Consider the following 20,961-nt stretch of genomic DNA (forward strand, 5'->3'; position numbering starts at 1 on the left):
TCCCGCTGCTGAAGACCACGGACGCGGTCGCCGAGAACACCGGACGCCACAACGGGCACCGACGGTGGACCCGCCGACGCATCCTCCAGCACGCCACCCCACAGTCGAAGAAGTAGTACCCGGCGGGGCGGCTTCCTGTGGTGAGTGCGAGACGCAGGGCGGGAAGCCCGGCCGGCCAGCGCAGGGCGAGGAACTGCGGACACGCTGGCTGTGACGTCGTTCGGCGGCCCCGGCATGTTGGCTCCAAACGGCCCCGGGTTGGTGAAGATCCTTTGTCGTCGGGACGTCTTGAAGTGGCCCCGGGAATTGGTGTCTGTAGGGGCCACTCGATAAACTTCCTTGACCTCAGGCCGAAGACCGTGTCCGGCCCGGAGAGCGATGGTCGTCAGCGCTGCCCGGCGCCGAGGGCGGCGAGGCCGCCACGGACGGCAGCAGCCGTCTTGTCGAGTTGGTCCCGTTCCTGGATGCGCCAGTCCGCGTCAATGCGAAATGGGTCACCTGTGAAGCGGGGAAAGACATGCAGGTGAACGTGGAAAACCTCTTGGAAGGCTGCTTCGCCGTCAGCAAGGAACAAGTTGACGCCCTCACATCGCAAGCCTGATCGGCGCAGTGCGCGTCCGAGCTGATGCGCAACTTTCCAGACCTGGACGCCGGCGTCCTCCTGGAAATCTTCCAGTCCCACCGCGTGTGCCTTGGGGATGACCAGCAAGTGGCCCGGGGTGACGGGCTGGAGATCCATAAAGGCGATCACCGACTCGTCTTCGTGGACGATGCTGGCGTCCGCCTGACCTCTCGCTATTGCACAAAAGATGCATCCGTCGTCCGTCACAGCCTGTCCCCTCAAGACCCGATTACCTCGTGCCGATCACAACATCAGAAGCGGCGCCCAAGCGCGAGCGACTTTCACCCTGCATCTGGCAACTCCCCTGGGACCACTTGGGGCATCGTGCCGCGGTGGTCTACCTCGCCTTGCCGTTCTGCTTGGCTTTGGAGCGGGCCAGGCGATATGACTCGGTGCCGGTTTCGATGAGGGTGGCGTTGAAGGTGAGCCGGCCCACGATCGCCGCGCAAAGTCGGGGATCGGTGAAGGTCCGGCTCCAGCCCGTGAAAAGCCTCACGGCCGGGCAAGCATCGGCGGCCGCGCCGTGTGTTCACGGCCGGTGGCCGAGGACTGGGCGGAGGCCCGCCCGCCGCCTGGTCCCTATCCATCGAGCACGCCGACCTTCCTCGCCCTCCGTCACGGCGGCTGGTCTGTTCACGCGAGCCCGCGCCGGTCCAGGCTGCCGGCCCACAACTGCGCTCAGGTCACCGGTCGCGATTCCGCCCACATGAGATCGAACTCCTCGCGGTACGCGGGGAAGAGCCCGCTTTCGCCGACCTCGTTTCCCCGGGCCGTGCCGGTGTCGTTCCGCAGCACCAGGACCGGTGTCTGCGGTCCCCTGGTCCGCCGCAGATAGGTCTGCACGATCGCCAAGCTGTCTGAGCCGCCTCCGTTCACGAGGTAGGCGGTGATGCGGGGGGTCTCGTCGAAGAGCCGGATCTCGAACACGCCCGGATCGCACAGCCGGGACCGGACCCGGCGCATGTGCAGGATGTTCATCTCGACGGCGCGGCTCAGCTCGCCGCGCTTGATGCCCAGTTCGCGTTCGCGCCGCTTGACCGCGCTGGAGGCCGGGTTCAGGAACAGCAGCCGCACCCGGCAGCCGGACTCGGCGAGGCGCACCAGGCGGCGGCCGGAGAAGTTCTGCACGAGCAGATTGAGGCCGATGCCGATGGCGTCGAGCCGGCGGGCGCCGCCGAAGATGTCGGCGACCGGAAACTGGTGCAGCAGTTGCGTGCGGGTGGGATATGCGGCCACCGTATCGGCGTACCGGTCGTCCCCCATGTCCTCCACGGCGTTCATGGTGCGTACTAGCGCAGATTCCACCGCAGGTTCCACCGTGGTTTGGTGGATCTGGCTGCTGGAGCCGGTGAGAGCAGCCACGAGGTCTTCACGGGATTCGGCAAGGGTCGCGGTGTTCTGGAGTACTGGGTGGGTTTGGCGCGCTGCTGCTGGCTGAGAACGGGCAGGGCTTGTGCCTGCACGGCTGCTGTGCGCCTCGGCATCGGCCACGACTTCGGCGAGGCGCGCGGCGATGCGCAACTCGTCGGGGACCTCTCCCTGGGTGCCGTAACCCAGGTCGTTGAGCAAGCGGAGAAGATCGCGAGCCGCTTGAACGGCGTTGTCCGGCTCATCGCCGGGGTGGGCGATCTGATGGCGCAGCTCGTTGATCCTGCGCACGGTGCGGGCCCGGCTGAGCGGGGTGCGTTCGCGCAGCCGACTGGCGGCCGGGCCGCCCAAAGACGACTTCTCCAGCAGTGCCTCGAAGTCATCGTCCTGGTGGCTGGCCATGTCGGTCACCTCCTTCCCGGTCCCGCTTCTCCTTCATTCGCCACCGGTAGAGCCTTCCTTCGACGGCGCGGACCGACGTCGCGTTCAGGATCTGCCGGATCTCCTCCTGGGAGTAGCCATCGATGGTCAAGGCGACGATCGCCCGTGTCCGCTCGTCCTCGATGCCGTCCAGGAGCTCCAGCACTTCCAGATTGCCCAGGACTTCGGCAGCCACGCCGAGCGGGCCGACCGGATCCTCGTAGAGCTCCTGCTGGCGCTGCACGGCACGCCGGTGTCGTTCTTCGCCGGCCCGATAGCGGCGGAATTCGTTGGGGAAGTCGTAGGCGCAGGAGCCCATGAAAAAGGTGGTGATGCTCGCACCGCCCTCGAAGGTCCAGCCGCCTTCGATGAGCGCTTGCTGCCGGAAGCGGGGCAGCGTGCGGGCCACAGTCATGGTCGCCAGCTCCTCCCGCAGATCGCTGTTCGAAGACAGTTCTTCCAGCTCGAGTTCGTGGGCGTGAAGGCCGAAGCCGCGCTCGGCGACCAACTGAAAGATGAACCCCGAGTGCATCCATCCGCGCAGTACCGAGATGCCGTAGCGGACGAGTTCGTCCACGAACTGCTCATACCGCGGTCCCCGAAATCCGTCCCGAGCCAGTACCTCCAGGATCCGCTCGTCGTTCGACCTGCGGTCGATGCTCTCCTGCAGACGCCTGGCCTCGCGGCGGTCATGGTGGTTCATCTGCCGCAGGTCGTCGCCGGACACGGGCGCACCCAAATCGTGCTCCCCGAGCCGACCTAAAGGTTGTAGGTCCCGGGCGCGCGCGGCTGCGGACTGCCCGCCCGCGTCGTCGCCCTGCATTCCCTCTTCTTCCTTCCGGTCGTCGCCCAGTCCGCCCTCACGTTCGTGGGGTCGCCTTCGCCGACCCCTTGTAAGTGCGCCGCCACGGGTTACCCCACGGGCTCTCTCAAGATTCTTTTTGAGGCGTGCGGACACCGAACTGATCCGTGGGGTACAGGCCCGGACACAACGTAAGAGCGGTGTCCGACGCATCAACACCCCTGGAGCAGTACGTGAGTTCCACACCCGGCCCGCCGCCGCCTCAGCCTCCCGAGTTCTCCCACGGCCCGTTCATCACACTGCACACTGCCATCGTCCTGCTGACAGCGGTTGTCATAGGCGTGATCGTCGGAGGCCTCACTTTCCTCAGCGGCACACCGGCCGCCGGGGCAGTCCTCGCCGGCCTGCTCACCGCCGGCGGCAGTGTCCCGGTACTGCGCACCCACATCGGATGACACCGGACACGCGCCTGATGCCGCCGCTGCCGCCCGGGAGCGAGAGGAGCACTGGCGGCCCTCAGCCGCGGAGGCGTGTCAACCCGCGCGCGTGGCAAGGCATTCTTCCGGGCATCGTGAGCGCCGTGATCACAGGGCTGGGCATGGCCGGGATGTTCTTCATCCCGGCCACGCGCTCCCGCCGGCTGCCGGACGTGGTACGTCAGGTGCTTCGGCAGCCGAGTTGGCGGACCAGCCAGGCTGAACCGCTGCGCTTTGCGGTCCTGACCGCGCTCGGCCTGTACCCGCATGGCCAGGACCGGGCCAGTTGCGCCAGATGCTGCGGCCGGACGGCTCCCGCCAGCTGTCCGCCAGAGCGACGGCCGGTGTTGATCAGTCTGCCGCCCAAGGGCCGAAGCCCTGCAACAGCAGCCGTTTGCGTCGTTCAGGCTTCTGCCGCTCGTTACGTTCGGCGCTCAGCCCAGGCCTGTGCCGCTGCGTGCACCTTGTGCGTCCACGCGCCGGGTGGGTCAGCCTGAGCGATCGACTCCCAGAGCCGTTGCTGGGCGCGCGCGAAGGCGTCGATGTGGGCCACCGGTATCTTGTCCCAGGCAGGATGCAGCGCAGCCAGGCTCTCCGCCCCGGCTGCGCTGTGACCGCAGGCGATGAGCCAGATCACCCACAGGGCGGGATCGATCCAAGCTGCTCCGCCGGCAGCCCACGCCCAGTCGACGAGCCGGGCCCGCCCGTCGACGACAAGGACAGCGGCGGGCTTCCAGCCGGTGTGCAGCACGGCACAACCCCCCAAGAACCGCACGTCCGCCGGGGTTCGAACGTGGGCACTCATGCGCTGCCCCACGGTCTTCAACTCGACACCGGTGGGGGGCATGGCGCCAGCAAGGGTCCGCATGGCCCGAAGGACCAGTTCGAGGTCAGCAGAGCCGGGAGAATCGTCGGCGGGCGTGCCGGCGGGCGTAACGGCTGAGACCGGGAACACGGCCCGATGCGATGGTCTGCTCGGCGATGTGTCGGGCCAGGCAGTGGAGGCGGTCCCCCCGGAGGGTGCCAGGGGGACCTGCCCGACGTACGACGGTCCCCGCCCCGCGGCATGACTGGTACGGGGCTGTCCTTCCGCCCCCTGGCGGGAGGACAGCCCCGTACCTTTCCGGTGGCCGCCCGGTCAGTACAGCTTGTTGACGGCTGTGATCGTGGTCTTCTTGAAGGCGGTCACGGGCGCGTTCACGAAGTCGCCCATCTCGCCCCACTTGACGACGGTGACGGTCCTGTCGTCCCGTCCGACCGACAGCAGGGCGATGTCGGTGGCACCCCCCGGCGTCTCGGTGTTCAGGCCGCGGACGTGGGCGCCCTCCTCGACCGGCAGCGTGCCGTAGTCCCGGCCCTCGGCGTTGACGTCGGGCGAGGACTCCTCGATGCGGTCGGCGCAGGTGCGGATCAGGTCGTCGTAGTGCTTCGCCAGGGCCTTGGCCTGGGCGGCTGTACCCGTCACGACGGTCAACTGCACGGCGCTGGTGTCCAGGTCGGTGCGGAACTCCCGGTGCCGGTAGTCGTAGTCGAGCACGCCCTCCGTGCTCACGCAGAGGCCGAGTGCCTCCGGGAACCCCTCGGTGACCCGCCCGGCGGTCCAGGACGACGTCGGGTGCGGCGGCAGCTGGGACGCCGACAGGAACTTGGGCGCGGCGGCCTTCGGTGCGGCGCCCGCGGCCGGTGTCGTCAGGACCGAGCCCGCCGCAAAGGCGGCGACGGCAAGTGCGGTGAGAGCGCTCGTTCGGACACGCATGGACATGGGTGTTCCCCCTGGATGAGTATGTGGACGTGGATGCCCCGGCCCGGTCGCGGGGACACACAGGAGACTCACAGCGGTCCATGACCGCTCCGTCCGGCGAATGTGACCGGACCATGACCGTTCCTCACCAGTCACCGTCACACAGCCCCATGGCGGCTGACCTGGTGTTTGCGGCTCTACAGATCGACTCACCCACCCCGTTCCCGTCCTTCCCGAAGGTCCTGCTGTCGCGTACCCGTGTACTCGCCCACGCCCGCGTCCGGGCCGCCGTCGTGCCGCACTGCCGGCGCCGCCCCGGTTCGTGATCACGTGAGGCCGAGTAAGGCGAGCGGACGTTTCTGGTCGCGGGAGTTGGCCCGGAGTGCGGCAGCGACGTTCTGGGTGCCGGCGATGCGCAGGGGGCGCCGATGGCAAGGTTGCGCCAGGTCGCCATGGCGCGGGGTGCATCGCCGGTTCGAAGCTGCGAGGCATCCTCGGCGAAGGTGGTGTCCCGTAAGGGGCACAACAACGTGCGAGGAGCGCGTGGCGTCGCGTTCACTGACGTGGCGCGGGTGAGCAGGTGCGGATCCAGCCCTCTTCTCGCACCGAGGCGATGTGATGCCCGACCGCGCCGACCATGTCCGCCCCGAGAGCACCGCACCAACGAGGATCTTGCGGCACCGGCCCCCGGAACAGTCGCTGTTCAGCGGCATCTACGGCCTGGTGCTGGCCAGCGCCCTGGTGGCCGCGCTGGACGCGACGGGCGAGAAGGCCGATCCGGTCCGGACGCGCTGTGGGTAGTGCTCACCGCACTGGCGTCGGCCGCCGCCCAGGGATATGCGCACGCCATCGCCCACCGTGCGTCCGTCGACAGGGCAGCCACCACGAACAGACTACGGTTGGTGCTCGCCGAGTGGCCACTGATCGCCGCCGTGCTACCCACAGTGGGGATACTGCTTGCCGCGGTAGCCGAATGGTGGGCAGAGGCCACGGCTGTGGACGCGGCCCTGCTGTTCAACACCGTCGCCTTGTTCGGCCGGGGCGCCTGGGCCGCCCACACCGCCGGCCACGGATGGCTGTCCTCGTGCCGCGCAGGGAGCCTGGACATGCTGATCGGCCTGGTGATCATTCTCGCGAATGCCCTGATCAAGTAGCCAGGCCGTCGGGTGCCTTCGACTCCTCGGCCACCGAAACCGGCTGACGGCGCAACACCTCCGCGTGACCTGCAGCGCGACGCGGCTCAGGCCGCCGCCGGCCGGACGATGGCGGTCAGTAGGCCGTTTCGTTTCTCCGGTATGACCTTTCCAATCACACGGGCGGCGCCCCGGGCAACCGCTGATCACGCCCCCTACAGGGCGGCTATCAACGGCACGTGATCAAAGCTGTCCTGCGCGGCCTCGCCGTCCTGCCCGCCACCGTCTCCACCCCCGCCCACGCGGCGGAGACCCTCCCCCCCCCCGGCCCCGCACCGAGCCCGATCGGCACAGCGGCGCCGACAAGGCAGGAGCGCCCGGCGGAACGCGGCCGCCTGCCGCTCGGTGATCCCACCGCACTGGCCAAAGCCCCCACCGCCCCCGCCCCGAAACCCACGGTGGCCGGCGTGAAGGGCTTGGTTTGTCAGTGGTGCGTCCTACTCTCCGGCAGGTGAGAGAACATCACATAGAGGCACTGGCTCTTGAAGCTGCGAAGCTAGATGCACACCAAGCACTCGCCGTCTACGACGGAGCGTTGGACTGGCTGCGCCGACCCGACGCTGCCATGGAGGGGCCCCTCGCAACCGAGGTGTGGGCCTTCGACCGCACCTTGACCCATGTGCTGCTCGTCAATCACCGATGGCGAGGATGGGTGGCGCCAGGCGGCAAAGTCGATCCCGGCGAAACGCCACGCGAGGCGGCGCGCCGAGAACTGTTCGAAGAGACCGGGGTGCAGGCAGAACTGAACGCGACCCCGGCAGCCGCCACAGTGCGTTCCTATCACCCCAACTGGTCGGCAACCGCGGGCATTTCCTATCTGGCAGTCGTCGACCAACGGACGCAGCTGAAGCCTGAAAGCGGTCAGCCAGCTGCCTGGCATCGCCTGGATGAGCCCTGGCAAGGGTGGTTCTCCAACGATCGTCTCCGCATGAAGCAATGCGCCCTCTGGCTCGGAGAAAGCATCAAGCACCGCTAATTCCATCCACAGTTCAGAGATAGCGCCCCGCTCGCCCAGCGCCACAAATCAACGGGATCGCTCCCGCCATCCTGGCCGCGCTCCAGGGGCATTGAGCGGCCAGCCGACCCGGCCGCCACCAGCAGAGCCCAACCTGAGGCCAGCCGACGGAAATTCGCTGACCTGCTGAAACCTGGTCTCGGCGCCGTAGGCTTCCCGCAAGGGAGTGTGGGGTTTGCCGGTGAAACGCAGTACGCCGACCTCGGTGGTCTGGCTGGTCACGGCGGGTTCCCCGGAAAGCAAGACGGTCTGATCGCGAACCTGGCTGCGCAAGCCTCACGAGCTTGCCGGCGGCGCTCCGGTATTGGGAGCGGCCCGTACAACGGCAGCAGCCGCAGGTCACGCCGGAGGCGACGTGCCCCGGACGCAGAACTTCTAGGGCGGCTGCTACTTCAAAGTCACGGCGTCTCCGGCCGACACGACTCGCGCGGTCGTCGTGGTGCCGGGGAAGTACCAGCGCCAGCTTCCCGCCAAGGTGACGGTGACCTTGGTGCTCAGCTGCCCGACATAGCCCGTCTTCACTGTCCTGACCGTGCTGTAGTGGGCGGTACCGGCCTGCTTGAACTGAAGCTTCACGTCCTGCCCGGCGTACCCGTGGTACTTCAGGTCCTCCCAGTTGGCCCGGGAGAGCTTGCCGGAGACGGTGAGCGTGGCGCCCTTGGCCACGGGCTCGGGCGCGGCGTCTGCCGTGAGCTTGGACGCGCGCTTCATCTTGAACTCGGCGATGTGGTCGGAGATCCAGTAGTCACCGTCGTTGGCCTTGACGGTGGCATTGACCTGCCAGACACCCGCGGTGCGGTTGACATCCCCGGGCACGCTGCCCGGGAGCCAGCCCGGGGCGATCGTCATCGTGGCCGTGCACACCGACGTGGTGGAACTCTTCTTCTCGCACCGGGTGTCCGCCCAGTCGCTGAAGCCCCACCCGTTCGTCTTGTTGAACACGCTGACGTCCGACAGGCCCTTCACCCCGGAGTCATCCCGGATCGTGATGGCGATCGGATAGGTGACGCGCGCCGATGTGCCAATGATGACGTTGTTCCCGCCAAGCCAGGGTCCGAATCGTGATCAACGAAACCGCCGCCGTCTGTGACGTCAATGAGACCGGCAACACCGGTCTCCACGGCGGCCGGGGACGGTGGGCGCCCCGGCTACCAGGGGCTTCCCTCCTGGGTCGGACCCTTCCGTTCCATCAAGACGCGTCTACAACAGGGAGTGGCAGTGCGTCATCGAGGACGAAGAACTCAAACTCAGACGTGACCGTGTGAGCGGTCCAAGGAGCTACAGGCAGCCGCAGAGAGGATCGCCACTCAGCCTCCCAGGTGGTCCTCGAAGCGGGTGGTGGGGTCGAGCAGGTTGCCGTCCATCATTTGGCAACCACGTGATCGCGCTCACGCTCGGGCCTGGCTGACCGCGTCCTGGCTTGCATGGAGTGCTCATGGTGCGCCGGCCCCTGGGCTCGCCTGCCCTCACCAGTTCGACACGACAGCGCACGGATTACGCGGCGGGCACTCCGCCGACTCGTCAGCCCGCCGCTTGCTGGAGGCCGTCGAGGATGAGGTCCAGTCCGAATTCGAACTCGTCGCCGTAGACGTACCCGGGACGCAGAACGTGAGCAGTCGCGATCTCGGTCAAGTGCGGGTACTCGCCGTCGCCGAAACGGCTCATGATGGACTCCGCCAGTTCGGCAGTCTCCTCCGGGGTGTCGAACGGCAGGGTCTTCTCCTGCAGGGCGAACCCGTAGATATAGCTGTCGAGAATCGAGACGGCGTGGGCGGTCAGGGTGAGGGAGAACCCGCCCTGACGCAGGCAGCCGAGGACGGCGTCGTGGTGACGCAGGGTGGCTGGGCCCGGAGTGGAGCGTGACTCCATCAGCCCGATTGCCCAGCGGTGGTGGGACAGCACAAGGCGCATGGAGATTGCCCGCTGCCGCATCGCCTGTCGCCAGTTGTCGCCCGGCGTGGGCAGTTCGACCTCGCCGAAGACCAGGTCAACCATGCCGTCGAGCAGATCCTCCTTGTTGGCCACGTGGTTGTACAGAGACATCGCCTCGACTCCGACGGCCTCGCCGAGCTTGCGCATGCTGAGCGTCTCCAGGCCGCCGGTGTCGGCGAGCTCGACGGCGGCCTGCAGCACCCGCTGCCGAGTGAGCGTCTCGCGGGTCGGCTGCGGGGTGGTTCGTCGGGTCACGGTGGACGGTCGCTTCCTCTCACGGTCTTCCAGCGTTGACGAGCTTACGCCGTAAGTGCTGTACTTACGGCGTAAGTACTTACACCGTAAGTACAGTGGAATCGGAACCCGGAAGTGACGATGCGGAACATGAGCGAGCCGATCGCAACCACCGGTGGGACCAGGACGATGATGGCCATCGTGCAGGAGCGCTACGGCGCCGAGCCGGAAGCCGTGCTTCGCACCGTGCGGCTCGCCAGGCCCGGCGTCCGGCCGGGCGGGGTGCTCGTGCGGGTGCGCGCCTCGAGCGTGGACCGGGGCACCTGGCACATGATGGCCGGTTTGCCGTACGCGGTCCGGCCCGTGAGCGGGCTGCGCAGGCCCAAGCTCCCCAACCCCGGCCGCAACATCGCCGGTGTCGTCGAGGCGGTCGGCTCCGACGTGACCGGGTTCGCGCCCGGCGACGAGGTCTACGGCACGGCAGTCGCCGCATTCGCCGAATACGCCGTCGCCAGTCCCGAGAGGATCGCTCCCAAGCCGACCGGGCTCACCTTCGAGGAGGCAGCGACGGTACCCGTCAGCGCGCTCACGGCACTCCAGGCAGTTCGCGACAAGGGCAAGGTCCAGCAAGGCCAGCACGTCCTGATCACCGGTGCCGCCGGCGGCGTGGGCACCTTCGCCGTCCAACTCGCCCACGCCTTCGGTGCCCGGGTCACGGCCGTCGCCAGCACACCCAAGCTCGACGCCGTACGGGCGCTGGGCGCCGACCACGTGATCGACTACACCCGCGAGGACTTCCTCGCCGGCCCGCGACGCTACGACACCATCATCGACATCGCGGGCAACCGCAGGCTGCGGGATCTGCGCCGCGCCCTCACGCGCCACGGCAGGCTGGTCATCACCGGCGGCGAGACGAACGGCCTCTGGCTCGGTGGTACTGACCGGCAGCTCCGCGCCCAGGTGCTGTCCCCGTTCACCGGACAGCACCTGGGCACCTTCATTTCCTCCGAACACGCTGATGGGCTGCGCGACCTGACCGCTCTCATCGACGCGGGCACGCTCAGCCCTGCCGTGGACTGCGTCTACCCGCTCGCTGAGACCGCCGCAGCCGTCCGACACCTTCTCGACGGCCGCGTCACGGGCAAGCTGGCGCTCACCATGCCCGGCGAGATGTCCACTTCTGACGCGACAGCCCGCAGGGGCCGCCCCGACGGTTGGGACACGTGACCAGCGCGTGACCAGTAGAGGTCAGGAACAGCCAGAAACACCCAGATGAGGGCCGATCCAGACGGGAAGCGAGAACCCGCGCCCGGACAACAAATTGCCTGGTCAGAGTCCCTTCATGCTTCTGTCGGGCCAGGGGTGGTGGCCCTGGCCGTCTCGTGCGAATCCCCGCTCTGACCAGGTGTTATCCAGGGCGCGGGACGTCTCCCATAACCAACGTGCTCAGAGGCTCATCCGATCGTCCCGAGGCCGATGAACTGGGCCGTTCCCGATACGAGCTTCATCGTGGTCGGCTTTCATCGTGTGGGCTCACAGTCTTCAGCCGGTCGATCGGCAGTGGGTTGGCGACGTCGCCATGAATCGCGTGCCACACCGCCGCGCCGAACGGAGAAGGGTAGCGGGCAATCGCCGGTTACCCAGCCGAAGCACGCTGCGGCGTGCGCCAGGATGATCCGCGCCGACAACGCCCACCGGATCCTGCGCGCCCACGCCGAGCGACTCGCATCCACAGCGACCGACCCGGGCCTGCCCAACCCGACAGCCTCGACGCTCGGCCTGGCCGATGACATCGGCCGGGTCCTGGACGCCCTCGCCGAACAGTTCGCGCCGCACCCCGGCTCCTTGCCCCGTACGGCAGTCCCCGCGGAGGTCCCGCATGAGACCGGCGAGGGGGACCTCGACGAAGAACGCCTCCTCCTGGCGACCGCCACCGCCTATCCGGCGGAGGTCCGGCAGATGCGGTGGCTGACCGAGGCGGACTTCTTGCTCCCGCTGCCCGCCGCGCTCTTGCAGTCCATCACGGCGCTGATCCACCGCGGCGACATGGCCGACCCGGTCACCGTCCTCGGCGAGGCCCAGCACCGCGGCCTGCTCACCGACTCCCTCACGCCCAGAAACCTGATGGCCCTGGTCTCCACGCCCGCCGGCTCCCCGGAGTACTGGGGCGAGAAGATCCTCAAGCGCGCCCTCCTCGCCCGCGCCCATACGGTCGCCGCGCGGATCACCGCCTACACCGACGACCTCGCCCCCCCCGCTCATCACCGGCAGCCGCCGCGCCCTCGCTGAGCTCAATTCCGTGCGCACCCACCCCCGCCCGCCCGCCGGGCCCCGCCCAACCCGCGCCGGTCCCCCGGGCGGTCGGCCCGCCGCACCGGCCCGCACCCCCCGTTGCCCGAGTCCACCGCTGACCCGACCTGCGAGCCAGGCTGTCCGCGCAGCCGGGCCCGACGCGATACGAGCCCAACTGCCATGCCCGATAGTCCCCTTGACTCCCACATCTGCTTCGACGTCCACCCCGCCCACTCCAGCGCCGTCACTGCACGCCTCACCGGCACCCAGCACCAGGTCGCCCAAGCCCTCCTGACCTCGTTGCAGTTCAGAACCGCCATCCGAGCCTCTGCGGTCGGTAAAGTCGAGTACAAGCGCGGAACCGATGCTGGCGTGATCCATCAGGGCCGCTACTACCTGTCGTGACCGATGGATCACAAGGCGGAGTTCCGGCACCTGGTCCGCGACCGGCTCGGGGCCACGGCTGCGGCCCAGGTGCTCTGGGAGCGCATCCAGGCTGATCTGCGTGACCGGCGACTTCACCCGATACGGCGTGCACGCTGTACGCGAGCACCGGCGCAGCATCGACCTGCTCCGCTACCGCTTCTTCGGCACCGGTCACATCGGCCTTGAGACAGTCGCTTCGGTCACCGGCCAGCCGGCCGGCCCTGGTGCAGGCCGGCGTCGCCGCGCGGCCGTGGCACTTGGCGTCCGCCTGGCGGAGATGGACAAGGCCATGACGGAGCTGGCTGCGGCGGTCACGAGGTTCTGCTCGGACTCGGTGACGACATCACCAAGGTTGAGAACAGGACCCATCTGGCCTACCAGCGCCTGCGGAACTTCGTCTGCGTCTGCCCGCCCCGACAGACCAAGCTCCTCGTTTCCCTCAAGGCTGTCCCTAAGGAGGTCGACCTCGTCCCCGGGTTCACTCGGGACGAGACAGGGCTCGGCCACCACGGCACCGGCGACCTGGAAGTGCAGCTGCGCACGGAGCGGGACTTGGAGCGAGCCCAGGACCTGTTCCGCCTCAGCTACGGCTCCGGGCCGGGTGAGGTATCCACGACGGTTCTTACCGCACCGTGTCCCCTGGAGCGTTCCCGCCCGGATCCTGAACTGGGGGCAAGGAGGTCCCTGTGAGGCCAGGCGGGGGGCCGAAGCGGCAGTTCTGCCGGAGGAGCCACGCCTCGACCAACCGTTGGCGCTCCTCATCCCCCACGCCCTGCAGGTCGATCACGTCGCCGTCGATCTCCAGGTGAACCGTGCTGCCGTTGGCACGCGTGACGAAGGCTTGCACCGACTGCACCACGGCGACCAGGACACTGGAGGACGCCAGGGCGACGAGCAGCTCAGTGAGGGCTGCTCCACCGCTCTTGGCGTCGGCGGGCAGGTCCGCGTCTACGGGCCTGGCTGCGATCACGCCGACACCTTTGAACTCCTGGTTCAGTTGCTCGGTCCACCGTGCCAGGATAGAGATGTCAGCTCCTCGGTGGGAGGCCACGGCGACCCGCAGCGTGGCAGATCCGTGATCCATCGGACGTCCTCTCGTTGGTTTCCGGACCGGCAGCACTAGATTGTTCCCTAGAACACCCGGAGTGTTGAATGCGTCGGGCGCTCCTGATCGGTTGTGCGAACTACAACGATGCTGGCCTGCATGCCCTCCGAGCCCCGACCCAGGATGTCACCGAGCTGGCGGTCGTCTTGGGGGACCAGAGCATCGGTGACTTCGATGTGGAGATGCTTTCCGATGCACCTGAGTATGTCGTGCGGCGTCGCATCGAGCGGTTTTTCACCGAGTCCGGGCCCGATGACATGCTGCTGCTCTACCTGTCCGGTCACGGGCTCCGGGACGAGGCGGGGCGGCTCTTCTTCGCAGCAAGCGACACCGAGTTGGGCCTCTTAGACAGCACTGCCGTCTCCGCCGAGTACATCAGCCGCCGGATGGAGCAGTCCTTCAGCCAGCGGATCGTCGTGGTTCTTGACTGCTGCTTCTCGGGTGCCTTTCCAGTCGGCCGGGCCCACAAGTCGGTGGAGCAGGTCGAGGTCTCCGCTGCACTCAACGGTCAAGGGCGCGTTGTGCTGGCGTCGTCGAAGGCAACCGAGTATTCGTTCGAGGGTGGGACTCTGGTCAAGGAGGAACCCGCAGCCTCGATCTTCACCCAAGTACTGGTGGGTGGGCTCAGGAGCGGGGCCGCCGACGTAGACCGCGACGGCTGGATCACCGTCGACGACCTCTACACCTACGTTCATCGGGAAGTCCGCAGCGCCACCAAGAGCCAGACCCCGACCCGATCGCTGAGCGAGGTCACCGGCACGCTGTGGATCGCCAAGGCGCCTGAGCGTCCTGCGCCGGTTCCCATGGTGACGGGTCTTCCATTACTGCCGACCACCGCGAAGTCAGCCGCGGTGGTCAACTGCCTGCCGCGCGCCGTGCCCGACTTCACCGGGCGCGACGAAGCACTGGAGCAACTGGCCCGCCCTCCCCGCACGATGGCCGGCACTGTGACTATCCAGGCGATCAGCGGGATCGCTGGAGTGGGTAAGACTCAACTCGCGGTCCAGGCCGCCCATCTGCTCACGGACCGCTACCCGGACGCTCAGCTCTACCTCGACCTCCAGGGGTTCACCCCTGGCCGTCCCCCGGTCGACCCCACGGCAGCCCTTGAATCACTCCTGCGGGAATTAGAAGTCCCGGCCGACCGAGTCCCTCCCGACCTCGACCAGCGAGCAGCACTCTGGCGGGCCCAAGTCGCCCACCGCAGGATTCTGCTTGTGCTCGACAACGCCGTGGACGAAGCTCAGGTCCAGCCGCTGCTCCCGGGGGCGGCCCACTGCCTGGTCCTGGTCACCAGCCGTCACACCATGGTCGAACTGGCCGGCGCGGAGCTCCTCGTCTTGGACGTACTCAGCGACGAGAGCTCCACCGCTCTGTTCCGCAGTCTCGTTCGGCTCCCGATCAAGACTGCGGATGACCCAGCCGTGCGTCAGGTGGTCTCCATCTGTGGCGGGTTGCCCCTGGCGATTCGCATGGCCGCCGGGCGGCTGCGCCGTCGTCCACAGCTCGGCGTCGCGGGACTTGCTGCCGAACTGACGGATGCTCAGAGCGAGCCAAAGGTGCTGCGCAGCTTTGAACTCCCCTACGGTGGGGGCCCTGGGATCCGCGGCGCGTTTGCCATGTCCTACGCGGCGCTGGCTCCTGAACAACAGCTGCTTTTCCGCAGGTTGGGCCTCCATCCCGGACCTGAGATCTCGGTGGCGGCTGCCGCGGCCCTCGGCGACGTACCCTCCGCCGCAGTGGAGCCCAGTCTCGAGGACCTTATGGGCCGGTGTCTCGTACAGGAACCGGTCGCAGGCAGGTTCATCCTGCACGACCTGCTGCGTGCGTATGCGCGGGAACGCAGCGTAGACGATGACACAGACGAGAGCAGGCTCGAGGCTGAGCGCCGGCTGCTCGCTCTTCACCTCCGTGAGGCAAAGACCGCAGCGGAGGCTCTGGCCCAGCCCTCTGCCGAAGCGTCGTCACGACGCGAAGCTCGTGCGTGGCTGGAATTGGAGCGCGGAAATCTGGCAGCCCTCGCCCAGCTGGCCCAGGCCCGTTCGGAAGCACACGCGGTCGGTCTGGCGGCTGCCTCGGCCGAACATCTCCTCGCGCTCGGCTACCTGGACGACGCGGAGACTCTCTACCGTGCGGCCGCAGCCGTCGCCGAAGCACTCGACGCCCCGTCAGACCTAGCCGCAGCACACCTCGGTCTGGCTGAGGTCGAGCGTTTCACCGGCCGTTACGAGGACGCCGGTAACGACTACCGCATCGCGCAGGGAATCTACACCCGGACCGAACAGGGCGCAGATCAGAGCAGGGTGCTCTACGGCCTCGGCGAGTTGGCCAGAGTGACCGGTGACTACGGGACAGCACGGGAGTGCTTTCTGACGGGAATTGAGCTGTGCACGATGGCGAGCGTCCGGCGTCTGGAGGCCGACGCGTGGCGCGGCCTGGGCGAAGTCAGCCAGGCCGTCGGCGACCTTACGGCCGCCAGGCGGAGCTACCAGCAGTCGGTGGACCTGAGCAGCGCCGAGAACTACCGTCTGGGTCAGCTCTTCGGCCTGACTGGTCTGGGCGAAGCGGAGCGAGCGCTGCAACTGTACGACACCTCTCGTCAGCACTACGAGACCGCCCTTGAGATCGCGGTCGAGGAGGGGCACCGAAGGGGCCAGGTAAATGCCCTATATGGGTTGGGTGAGGTCGCCAGACTCATGGCGCAACCCCGAGTCGCCCAGGGCTTCTACACCCGGGTGCTCGATGGATCGCGAGAGTTGGACAATCGAAGGGGACAAGCCTATTCCTTGATCGGGCTGGGCCAGGTGGCCGTGGCTCTGGGCGAGCTCACCAGCGCCGTCGATCACTTCACGGCCGCTGCGGAGATCTGCTCCGAACTGGGTGACAGGCGTGGCCGCGCCACGGCGTTGACCGGGCTCGGCGACGCCTGCACCAACGATCGGGATGCTGCACTCAACGCATGGCATGGGGCGGCCATCGACTATGCCGCGCTTGGGCTGATCGACAGCGCCGAGGAGATTCGCGAACGCATCGAGAATCTCACTGGGGCGGACTGATCGCCTTGGCCCAGTGGCCCGAGGGAGTGTCCGCGATGCGCTCTATTGTCGACCCTGATCGAAGTTGGAGGGAATCGGAGGGGCGCGGGTCACCATTTACCGCCGCGTAGCAGTCGATCTCATTGGGAGCACCGAACACCGCCAGACTCGCCGGCTGTTGCGTAGGGTTGCAGAAGTCGTGAGGCATCCCGGCCGGGATACTGATGAAGGTACCCTCGCCGACCCGCACGGTCTTTTCTCCGACGAAGAAGTCGAACTCACCACTGAGGATGTAGAAGAACTCCTCGTGCTCGCGGTGGGCATGTGGCCCAGGCCCGGCGAAGCCCGCCTCGGCGTGGAGCACTCCGAACAAGTGGTCCACTGACTCTCCGCTGCTCACGCCCTTGACCGTTAGACTGGCGAGCGGGAGAGGTAACCGTTGGCCCTCTCCGCCAGGAACAATCCTTACTTGATCCATTGCTGCTCCTCTCAGGTACTCGAACTCCACCACGGGGAACCGCCACTGGTGGCCGCGTCATACCCTCCCCGCTCCGCCTCCAACCCCCAACTTCCAAGAAAAGATGCCCTGTTGGAGCAACAGAACCCTGCTGGTGTCTCACTGAGTAACTCTAGCGATGCAGGTGACGATCAACAGGTCCGCAGCAGGCGGTCGAGTACACGAGTACCGAACTCCAAAGCGTCGACGGGAACCCTCTCGTCGACACCGTGGAACAGAGAGCTGAAGTCCAACTCGGCCGGAAGTCTGAGCGGGGCGAAGCCAAAATGGCGGATCCCCAGCCGTTGGAAAGACTTCGCGTCCGTACCGGCCGAAAGCATGTACGGCAGTACCCGTGCGCCGGGGTCCTCTGCCCCGATCGCGCTTGCCATCGCGTCGACGAGAGCACCGTCGAAGGTCGTCTGCACGGACGGCATGCCCTGCCACTCACATTCGGTGTCCGACCCCAAAACCTCGGCGACTTCGGCCTTGAACGCTTGCTCGCGCCCCGGCAGGACCCGGCCGTCGACGGTCGCCTGGGCAAGCGAGGGAACAACGTTCCCTTTGTAGCCGGCGTTGAACATGGTGACGTTGGCGGTGTCGCGCAGCGTCGCGCCGATCATCCGTGACAAGTTCCCGAGGCGCGCGACTGCCGCCTCCGGATCGCGCTCGTCAAAAGGGACGCCTGTTAGATCGGCGACGCCTTCAAGGAACTCGCGGACGGGGTCAGTCAGGATCACCGGAAAGCGGTGGGTGTCCAGGCGTGTGATCGCGGCGGCCAGCTTGGCGACGGCATTGTCGTGATGCAGCATCGACCCGTGTCCCGCGGTTCCCGAAACTTTGAGCCGCAGCCACATCACTCCCTTCTCCGCTGTCTCCACCAGGTAGGCGCGAGTGCGGCCGTCGAAGGTCACAGAGAAGCCACCGACCTCGCTGATCGCTTCGCTTGAGCCCTCGAACAGCTCGGGGCGATGGTCCACCAGCCAGCGTGCCCCGCAAAAGCCTCCGGCCTCCTCATCGGCAAGGAACGCGAAGATCAGGTCCCGTGGCGGCACCACGTGATCGCGTTTGAACTGCCGGGCCACAGCCAGCATCATCGCAACCATGCCCTTCATGTCGACTGCGCCCCGTCCCCACACATAGCCGTTCTGGACCTCCCCCGAGAACGGGTGGACGGACCAATCGCCTGGGTCCGCTGGAACGACGTCGAGGTGCCCGTGCACCAGCAGCGCTCCACGTAACGGATCCGCGCCTGCGAGACGTGCCACCACGTTCCCGCGCCCAGGTGCGCCTGACTCGACATAGGCCGTCTCGTAACCGACCTCAACCAGCTTGGCGGCGACATACTCGGCCGCGAGGCGTTCCTTGCCCGGTCTGGTTGGGTCGCTGACATTGCTGGTGTCGATCGCAATCAACTCGCTGGCCAGAGTTACTACCTCCCGCTCGGCAGCGGACTGTGCGACGGCGATCACGTGGTGGACTCGATCGCGTGAATCCACGCAGCCGGAGAAGCGGGGCGGTGCACCGGCTGGTTTCCAGAACCGTTCATGAAGCTCCCAGGGTGAAGGGATCCGCAGACTACATCTGGCACTGGGCCTGCTCGGGCTTGCTTGCCCGAGAGGACGGCGGGCTTTCCGTGTCTTGCACCCTTGCAGTCAAGCCGTGTCGAGTATGGCTCGGAAGATGACCTCACCGCGAGAGGCTGGAAAGCCCGAGCGGGTCAACCGGATTGGGCTCGTATCACGTTGGGTGATTCCTTTTATTGAACGACACCAGGCTACCAGGCAGCCACTATTTCTCGCACTAGAGCTAATTCTTCACGGGTGGGAATTTTAACAAGGAAAGTGCTGATACTCATAGCCAGTTCTAGCACATCAGAAGCATCGAAGTCCGGTCGAGAGAATTTCGATGCGCACGTCATTCCAAGTCGGAGCGTGAATAGCCCATTGAGTGTGGCATTAACGGCGATTGCGGCGGGAACTCCTGCTACTGGAAATGCCAGGATGAGTGGCGTGGCCGCCCATGTCAGCAGCTTGGAGCCGAAGATGTAGCCAGAAACCGCCGCCACTCCAGCAGCGACGAGCTTAGCCGCAGCTGCGGGGGTCAGGTCGAGGCCGGCCTTATCGGCTATACCCGCCACCATGGCAGTCCATGCCACACCCACGCCTGCCATGTCAAGGGCGGGCACGAAGAGGCCGGGAATTGCTATCCCGGTCGCCGCCGCGACACCAGCGTAAATGGGGTCTCGAAACTTCGGCTCAATGGCTGGCATGGGGCGGAGCTTAGCAGCGTGATAGCGTCCTGAGAATGGGTAACCTTCTATCAACGCCGCCCTGAGGGATTGTGTTTACTTGGCGAGCCGAGAGGATCAAGTTGTAGCGATTGGATAATCGCCACCGACCAGAAAAGACCATTTTTGAACAATTGGCGTCTCCGTAGCGTTGAGAGTGGAATCCTGCACTACGGAATAACGGCTGAGATTACTCGAGTCTCGCAATTGGCATCAAGGTAACTTGAGCCCCTCCGGTACCAAATATCGCTAAAGGTGCGACTGCATCAGAACCGTTTTGATGCGGCCATCCGCACGCAGGAGCCATCCACCACAGCTCTGGTGACGGCGCCGTCGTCTTCGATCTTGACGGTGCCGCCAGCCAGCATGGCAATGTGCCGCAGAATTGGCCTGGCCAGGTCCTACTTCGGCGTTCAGGGCGCGTTCGCGCCAGGTCGTCTCGCGCTCGTCGTGCTGCTCGGCGAGCATACGGGACCGGCGTTCACCGCCACTGCAGCCACAGGATCGCCCACGCCGCCCGTTCCTGCACGCCCGTGGTTGCAGCCCACTGCGGGCACAGCCGCATGGCCAGGGTGGCCAGACTGGTGACGACCTGGTCTGCTTGCCGCGTTGATCCACCACACCAGCATGTACGTACGCATGTGCGTATGGGCGTAGTGCAGGGCGAGCGTGCTCTTGCCGATCCCGCCCATCCCATGGATCGCCCACGTCCTGGACACCTGGGTGACAGCGGCCTCCCCCTCGTCGTCCAGGAGCCGCCGCAACTCGGCCAGTTCGCCTTCACGTCCGACGAAAACGCCGGATGCAGACCCAGGGAGATTACCGGCCCCCGACGGCGCCTCCACCTCCCTGGCCCAGCGCACTGCTTCGGCCAGCAGCATCACCACCTGGGCACCGTCACCGGTGATCGCCACACCGACGCCGCCACCCACCGCCCATGGACCGCGGACCCGTCGCCTGCGGACCGCCGTCCCCGGGCACAACGCTGTCGTTCATGGCCTGATCGTCGTGTTGTCCACGGTGACGGCCGTGCCGATGGTCTTCGCGGCGATGGACCGCTCACCCGACGCCGTCACGTGCACCGTCTCACCGGCAGCGGGCAGCATCCGGGCCAACTCGGCCAGCAACTCGGCGTCCTCGCGCAGCGCCCGCTTGATCTGCTGGCGCAGGGTGGCAGCCGCGTCCGCATCGTCCGGCCCTTCGGCCGCGTCCTGGACCGCGGCCTCCAACTCGGCCCGGCTCTGCTCGTCGCGACGGCGCCACACGGCCTGCAGGATCCGCCGCCCCAGGTTCGCTGTAGCGTCCACGGCGGTGCTCTCGGCCCGGGTGAACACCGCCACCCCATACGCACTCGCCGCGGTCGTCAGATACAGTCCCGCCTGCTCCACCAACTGCACGATCTCAGCGCTCACTTGAGCCCCCGATACACGGCTACGAAAGACCCAGCGTTTCGTGGCGTCGGTTGCTGTGCTGAACTGCGGCGGAGTGGTGCTGGAGCCTGGCAGCCTCCGTGG

General features: G+C 66.9%; 18 protein-coding genes and 3 pseudogenes. 7 read left to right on the forward strand and 14 right to left on the reverse strand.

Translation table 11 applies throughout. From position 1 onward, the window contains the following. Positions 1-385: 385 nt before the first annotated feature. The 4 genes and pseudogenes from ABD932_RS43455 to ABD932_RS43470 form a co-directional block, all read right to left on the reverse strand. A complete protein-coding gene (locus tag ABD932_RS43455) occupies positions 386-829 on the reverse strand; it encodes an HIT family protein (RefSeq protein ID WP_345022062.1) in 444 nt (147 codons plus the stop codon). A 130-nt stretch (positions 830-959) separates the two neighbouring features. Next, positions 960-1,109, reverse strand: a pseudogene (locus ABD932_RS43460) (ATP-binding protein); the annotation flags it as partial. A 191-nt stretch (positions 1,110-1,300) separates the two neighbouring features. Next, positions 1,301-2,392: a DUF5919 domain-containing protein gene (locus tag ABD932_RS43465; RefSeq protein ID WP_345022064.1), complete on the reverse strand. Its 1,092-nt coding sequence runs from the start codon at positions 2,390-2,392 to the stop codon at positions 1,301-1,303. Then, positions 2,370-3,233 (reverse strand): RNA polymerase sigma factor, encoded by an 864-nt coding sequence (locus ABD932_RS43470; RefSeq protein ID WP_345022066.1) that lies wholly within the window; start codon positions 3,231-3,233, stop codon positions 2,370-2,372. Before ABD932_RS43470 ends, ABD932_RS43465 begins: the two co-directional genes overlap by 23 nt. A gap of 212 nt (positions 3,234-3,445) precedes the next feature. Here ABD932_RS43470 and ABD932_RS43475 point away from each other — a divergent pair, with 212 nt between their 5' ends. Next, positions 3,446-3,667: a hypothetical protein gene (locus ABD932_RS43475; RefSeq protein ID WP_345022068.1), complete on the forward strand. Its 222-nt coding sequence runs from the start codon at positions 3,446-3,448 to the stop codon at positions 3,665-3,667. A 442-nt stretch (positions 3,668-4,109) separates the two neighbouring features. On the opposite strand, the gene ABD932_RS43480 is transcribed toward ABD932_RS43475, so the two are convergent. Then, positions 4,110-4,439: a hypothetical protein gene (locus tag ABD932_RS43480; protein WP_345022069.1), complete on the reverse strand. Its 330-nt coding sequence runs from the start codon at positions 4,437-4,439 to the stop codon at positions 4,110-4,112. A gap of 387 nt (positions 4,440-4,826) precedes the next feature. Continuing rightward, entirely contained in the window at positions 4,827-5,450 is a 624-nt protein-coding gene (locus tag ABD932_RS43485) for a hypothetical protein (protein WP_345022071.1), read from the reverse strand. A gap of 597 nt (positions 5,451-6,047) precedes the next feature. Here ABD932_RS43485 and ABD932_RS43490 point away from each other — a divergent pair. Then, positions 6,048-6,583: pseudogene (locus ABD932_RS43490) on the forward strand (hypothetical protein). 490 nt (positions 6,584-7,073) lie between these two features. Next, positions 7,074-7,598: an NUDIX domain-containing protein gene (locus ABD932_RS43495; RefSeq protein WP_345022073.1), complete on the forward strand. Its 525-nt coding sequence runs from the start codon at positions 7,074-7,076 to the stop codon at positions 7,596-7,598. Positions 7,599-8,024: 426 nt separating this feature from the next. Here ABD932_RS43495 and ABD932_RS43500 read toward each other — a convergent pair whose 3' ends face one another. Continuing rightward, the gene (locus tag ABD932_RS43500) at positions 8,025-8,603 is read right to left on the reverse strand and encodes a hypothetical protein (RefSeq protein WP_345022074.1); all 579 of its coding nucleotides are present in this window, start codon (positions 8,601-8,603) and stop codon (positions 8,025-8,027) included. A gap of 555 nt (positions 8,604-9,158) precedes the next feature. Continuing rightward, on the reverse strand, positions 9,159-9,824 hold the full coding sequence (locus ABD932_RS43505; RefSeq protein WP_345022076.1) for a TetR/AcrR family transcriptional regulator: 666 nt from the start codon (positions 9,822-9,824) through the stop codon (positions 9,159-9,161). 129 nt (positions 9,825-9,953) lie between these two features. Here ABD932_RS43505 and ABD932_RS43510 point away from each other — a divergent pair, with 129 nt between their 5' ends. From ABD932_RS43510 to ABD932_RS43520, 3 genes and pseudogenes are all read left to right on the forward strand, one after another. Then, on the forward strand, positions 9,954-11,030 hold the full coding sequence (locus ABD932_RS43510) for an NAD(P)-dependent alcohol dehydrogenase (protein WP_345022078.1): 1,077 nt from the start codon (positions 9,954-9,956) through the stop codon (positions 11,028-11,030). A 444-nt stretch (positions 11,031-11,474) separates the two neighbouring features. Further along, positions 11,475-12,092 (forward strand): DnaB-like helicase N-terminal domain-containing protein, encoded by a 618-nt coding sequence (locus ABD932_RS43515; RefSeq protein ID WP_345022080.1) that lies wholly within the window; start codon positions 11,475-11,477, stop codon positions 12,090-12,092. Positions 12,093-12,386: 294 nt separating this feature from the next. Next, positions 12,387-13,115: pseudogene (locus tag ABD932_RS43520) on the forward strand (DUF5655 domain-containing protein); the annotation flags it as partial. A gap of 28 nt (positions 13,116-13,143) precedes the next feature. Here ABD932_RS43520 and ABD932_RS43525 read toward each other — a convergent pair. Beyond that, a complete protein-coding gene (locus tag ABD932_RS43525) occupies positions 13,144-13,491 on the reverse strand; it encodes a hypothetical protein (protein WP_345022081.1) in 348 nt (115 codons plus the stop codon). Positions 13,492-13,673: 182 nt separating this feature from the next. Between ABD932_RS43525 and ABD932_RS43530 the strand changes: the two genes are divergently transcribed. Beyond that, positions 13,674-16,682: a caspase, EACC1-associated type gene (locus ABD932_RS43530; RefSeq protein WP_345022083.1), complete on the forward strand. Its 3,009-nt coding sequence runs from the start codon at positions 13,674-13,676 to the stop codon at positions 16,680-16,682. On the opposite strand, the gene ABD932_RS43535 is transcribed toward ABD932_RS43530, so the two are convergent. The 5 genes from ABD932_RS43535 to ABD932_RS43555 all read right to left on the reverse strand — a co-directional run bounded on the left by ABD932_RS43535 (position 16,666) and on the right by ABD932_RS43555 (position 20,859). Then, a complete protein-coding gene (locus ABD932_RS43535) occupies positions 16,666-17,061 on the reverse strand; it encodes a cupin domain-containing protein (protein ID WP_345022085.1) in 396 nt (131 codons plus the stop codon). The genes ABD932_RS43530 and ABD932_RS43535 overlap by 17 nt on opposite strands. Positions 17,062-17,309: 248 nt before the next feature. Further along, complete coding sequence (locus ABD932_RS43540; RefSeq protein WP_345022087.1) at positions 17,310-18,629, reverse strand: M20/M25/M40 family metallo-hydrolase; 1,320 nt, start codon at positions 18,627-18,629, stop codon at positions 17,310-17,312. 305 nt (positions 18,630-18,934) lie between these two features. Then, positions 18,935-19,429, reverse strand: coding sequence for a hypothetical protein (locus ABD932_RS43545; protein WP_345022089.1), 495 nt, complete (start codon positions 19,427-19,429; stop codon positions 18,935-18,937). A gap of 431 nt (positions 19,430-19,860) precedes the next feature. Next, positions 19,861-20,361 carry an ATP-binding protein gene (locus ABD932_RS43550; protein WP_345022090.1) on the reverse strand — a complete coding sequence of 167 codons (501 nt, stop codon included), beginning with the start codon at positions 20,359-20,361 and terminating at the stop codon, positions 19,861-19,863. A gap of 78 nt (positions 20,362-20,439) precedes the next feature. Continuing rightward, on the reverse strand, positions 20,440-20,859 hold the full coding sequence (locus tag ABD932_RS43555) for a hypothetical protein (protein ID WP_345022092.1): 420 nt from the start codon (positions 20,857-20,859) through the stop codon (positions 20,440-20,442). Positions 20,860-20,961 lie beyond the last annotated feature (102 nt).

Origin of the sequence: Streptomyces shaanxiensis, from assembly GCF_039537145.1 — a bacterium.
Lineage (GTDB): Bacteria > Actinomycetota > Actinomycetes > Streptomycetales > Streptomycetaceae > Streptomyces > Streptomyces shaanxiensis.

Bases quoted from the DNA above. Each gene is read 5' to 3' on its own strand.
- ABD932_RS43465 (WP_345022064.1), bottom strand. From the start codon at position 2,392: ATGGCCAGCCACCAGGACGATGACTTCGAGGCACTGCTGGAGAAGTCG.
- ABD932_RS43470 (WP_345022066.1), bottom strand. From the start codon at position 3,233: ATGCAGGGCGACGACGCGGGCGGGCAGTCCGCAGCCGCGCGCGCCCGG.
- ABD932_RS43485 (WP_345022071.1), bottom strand. From the start codon at position 5,450: ATGTCCATGCGTGTCCGAACGAGCGCTCTCACCGCACTTGCCGTCGCC.
- ABD932_RS43510 (WP_345022078.1), top strand. From the start codon at position 9,954: ATGAGCGAGCCGATCGCAACCACCGGTGGGACCAGGACGATGATGGCC.
- ABD932_RS43515 (WP_345022080.1), top strand. From the start codon at position 11,475: ATGATCCGCGCCGACAACGCCCACCGGATCCTGCGCGCCCACGCCGAG.
- ABD932_RS43530 (WP_345022083.1), top strand. From the start codon at position 13,674: ATGCGTCGGGCGCTCCTGATCGGTTGTGCGAACTACAACGATGCTGGC.
- ABD932_RS43545 (WP_345022089.1), bottom strand. From the start codon at position 19,429: ATGCCAGCCATTGAGCCGAAGTTTCGAGACCCCATTTACGCTGGTGTC.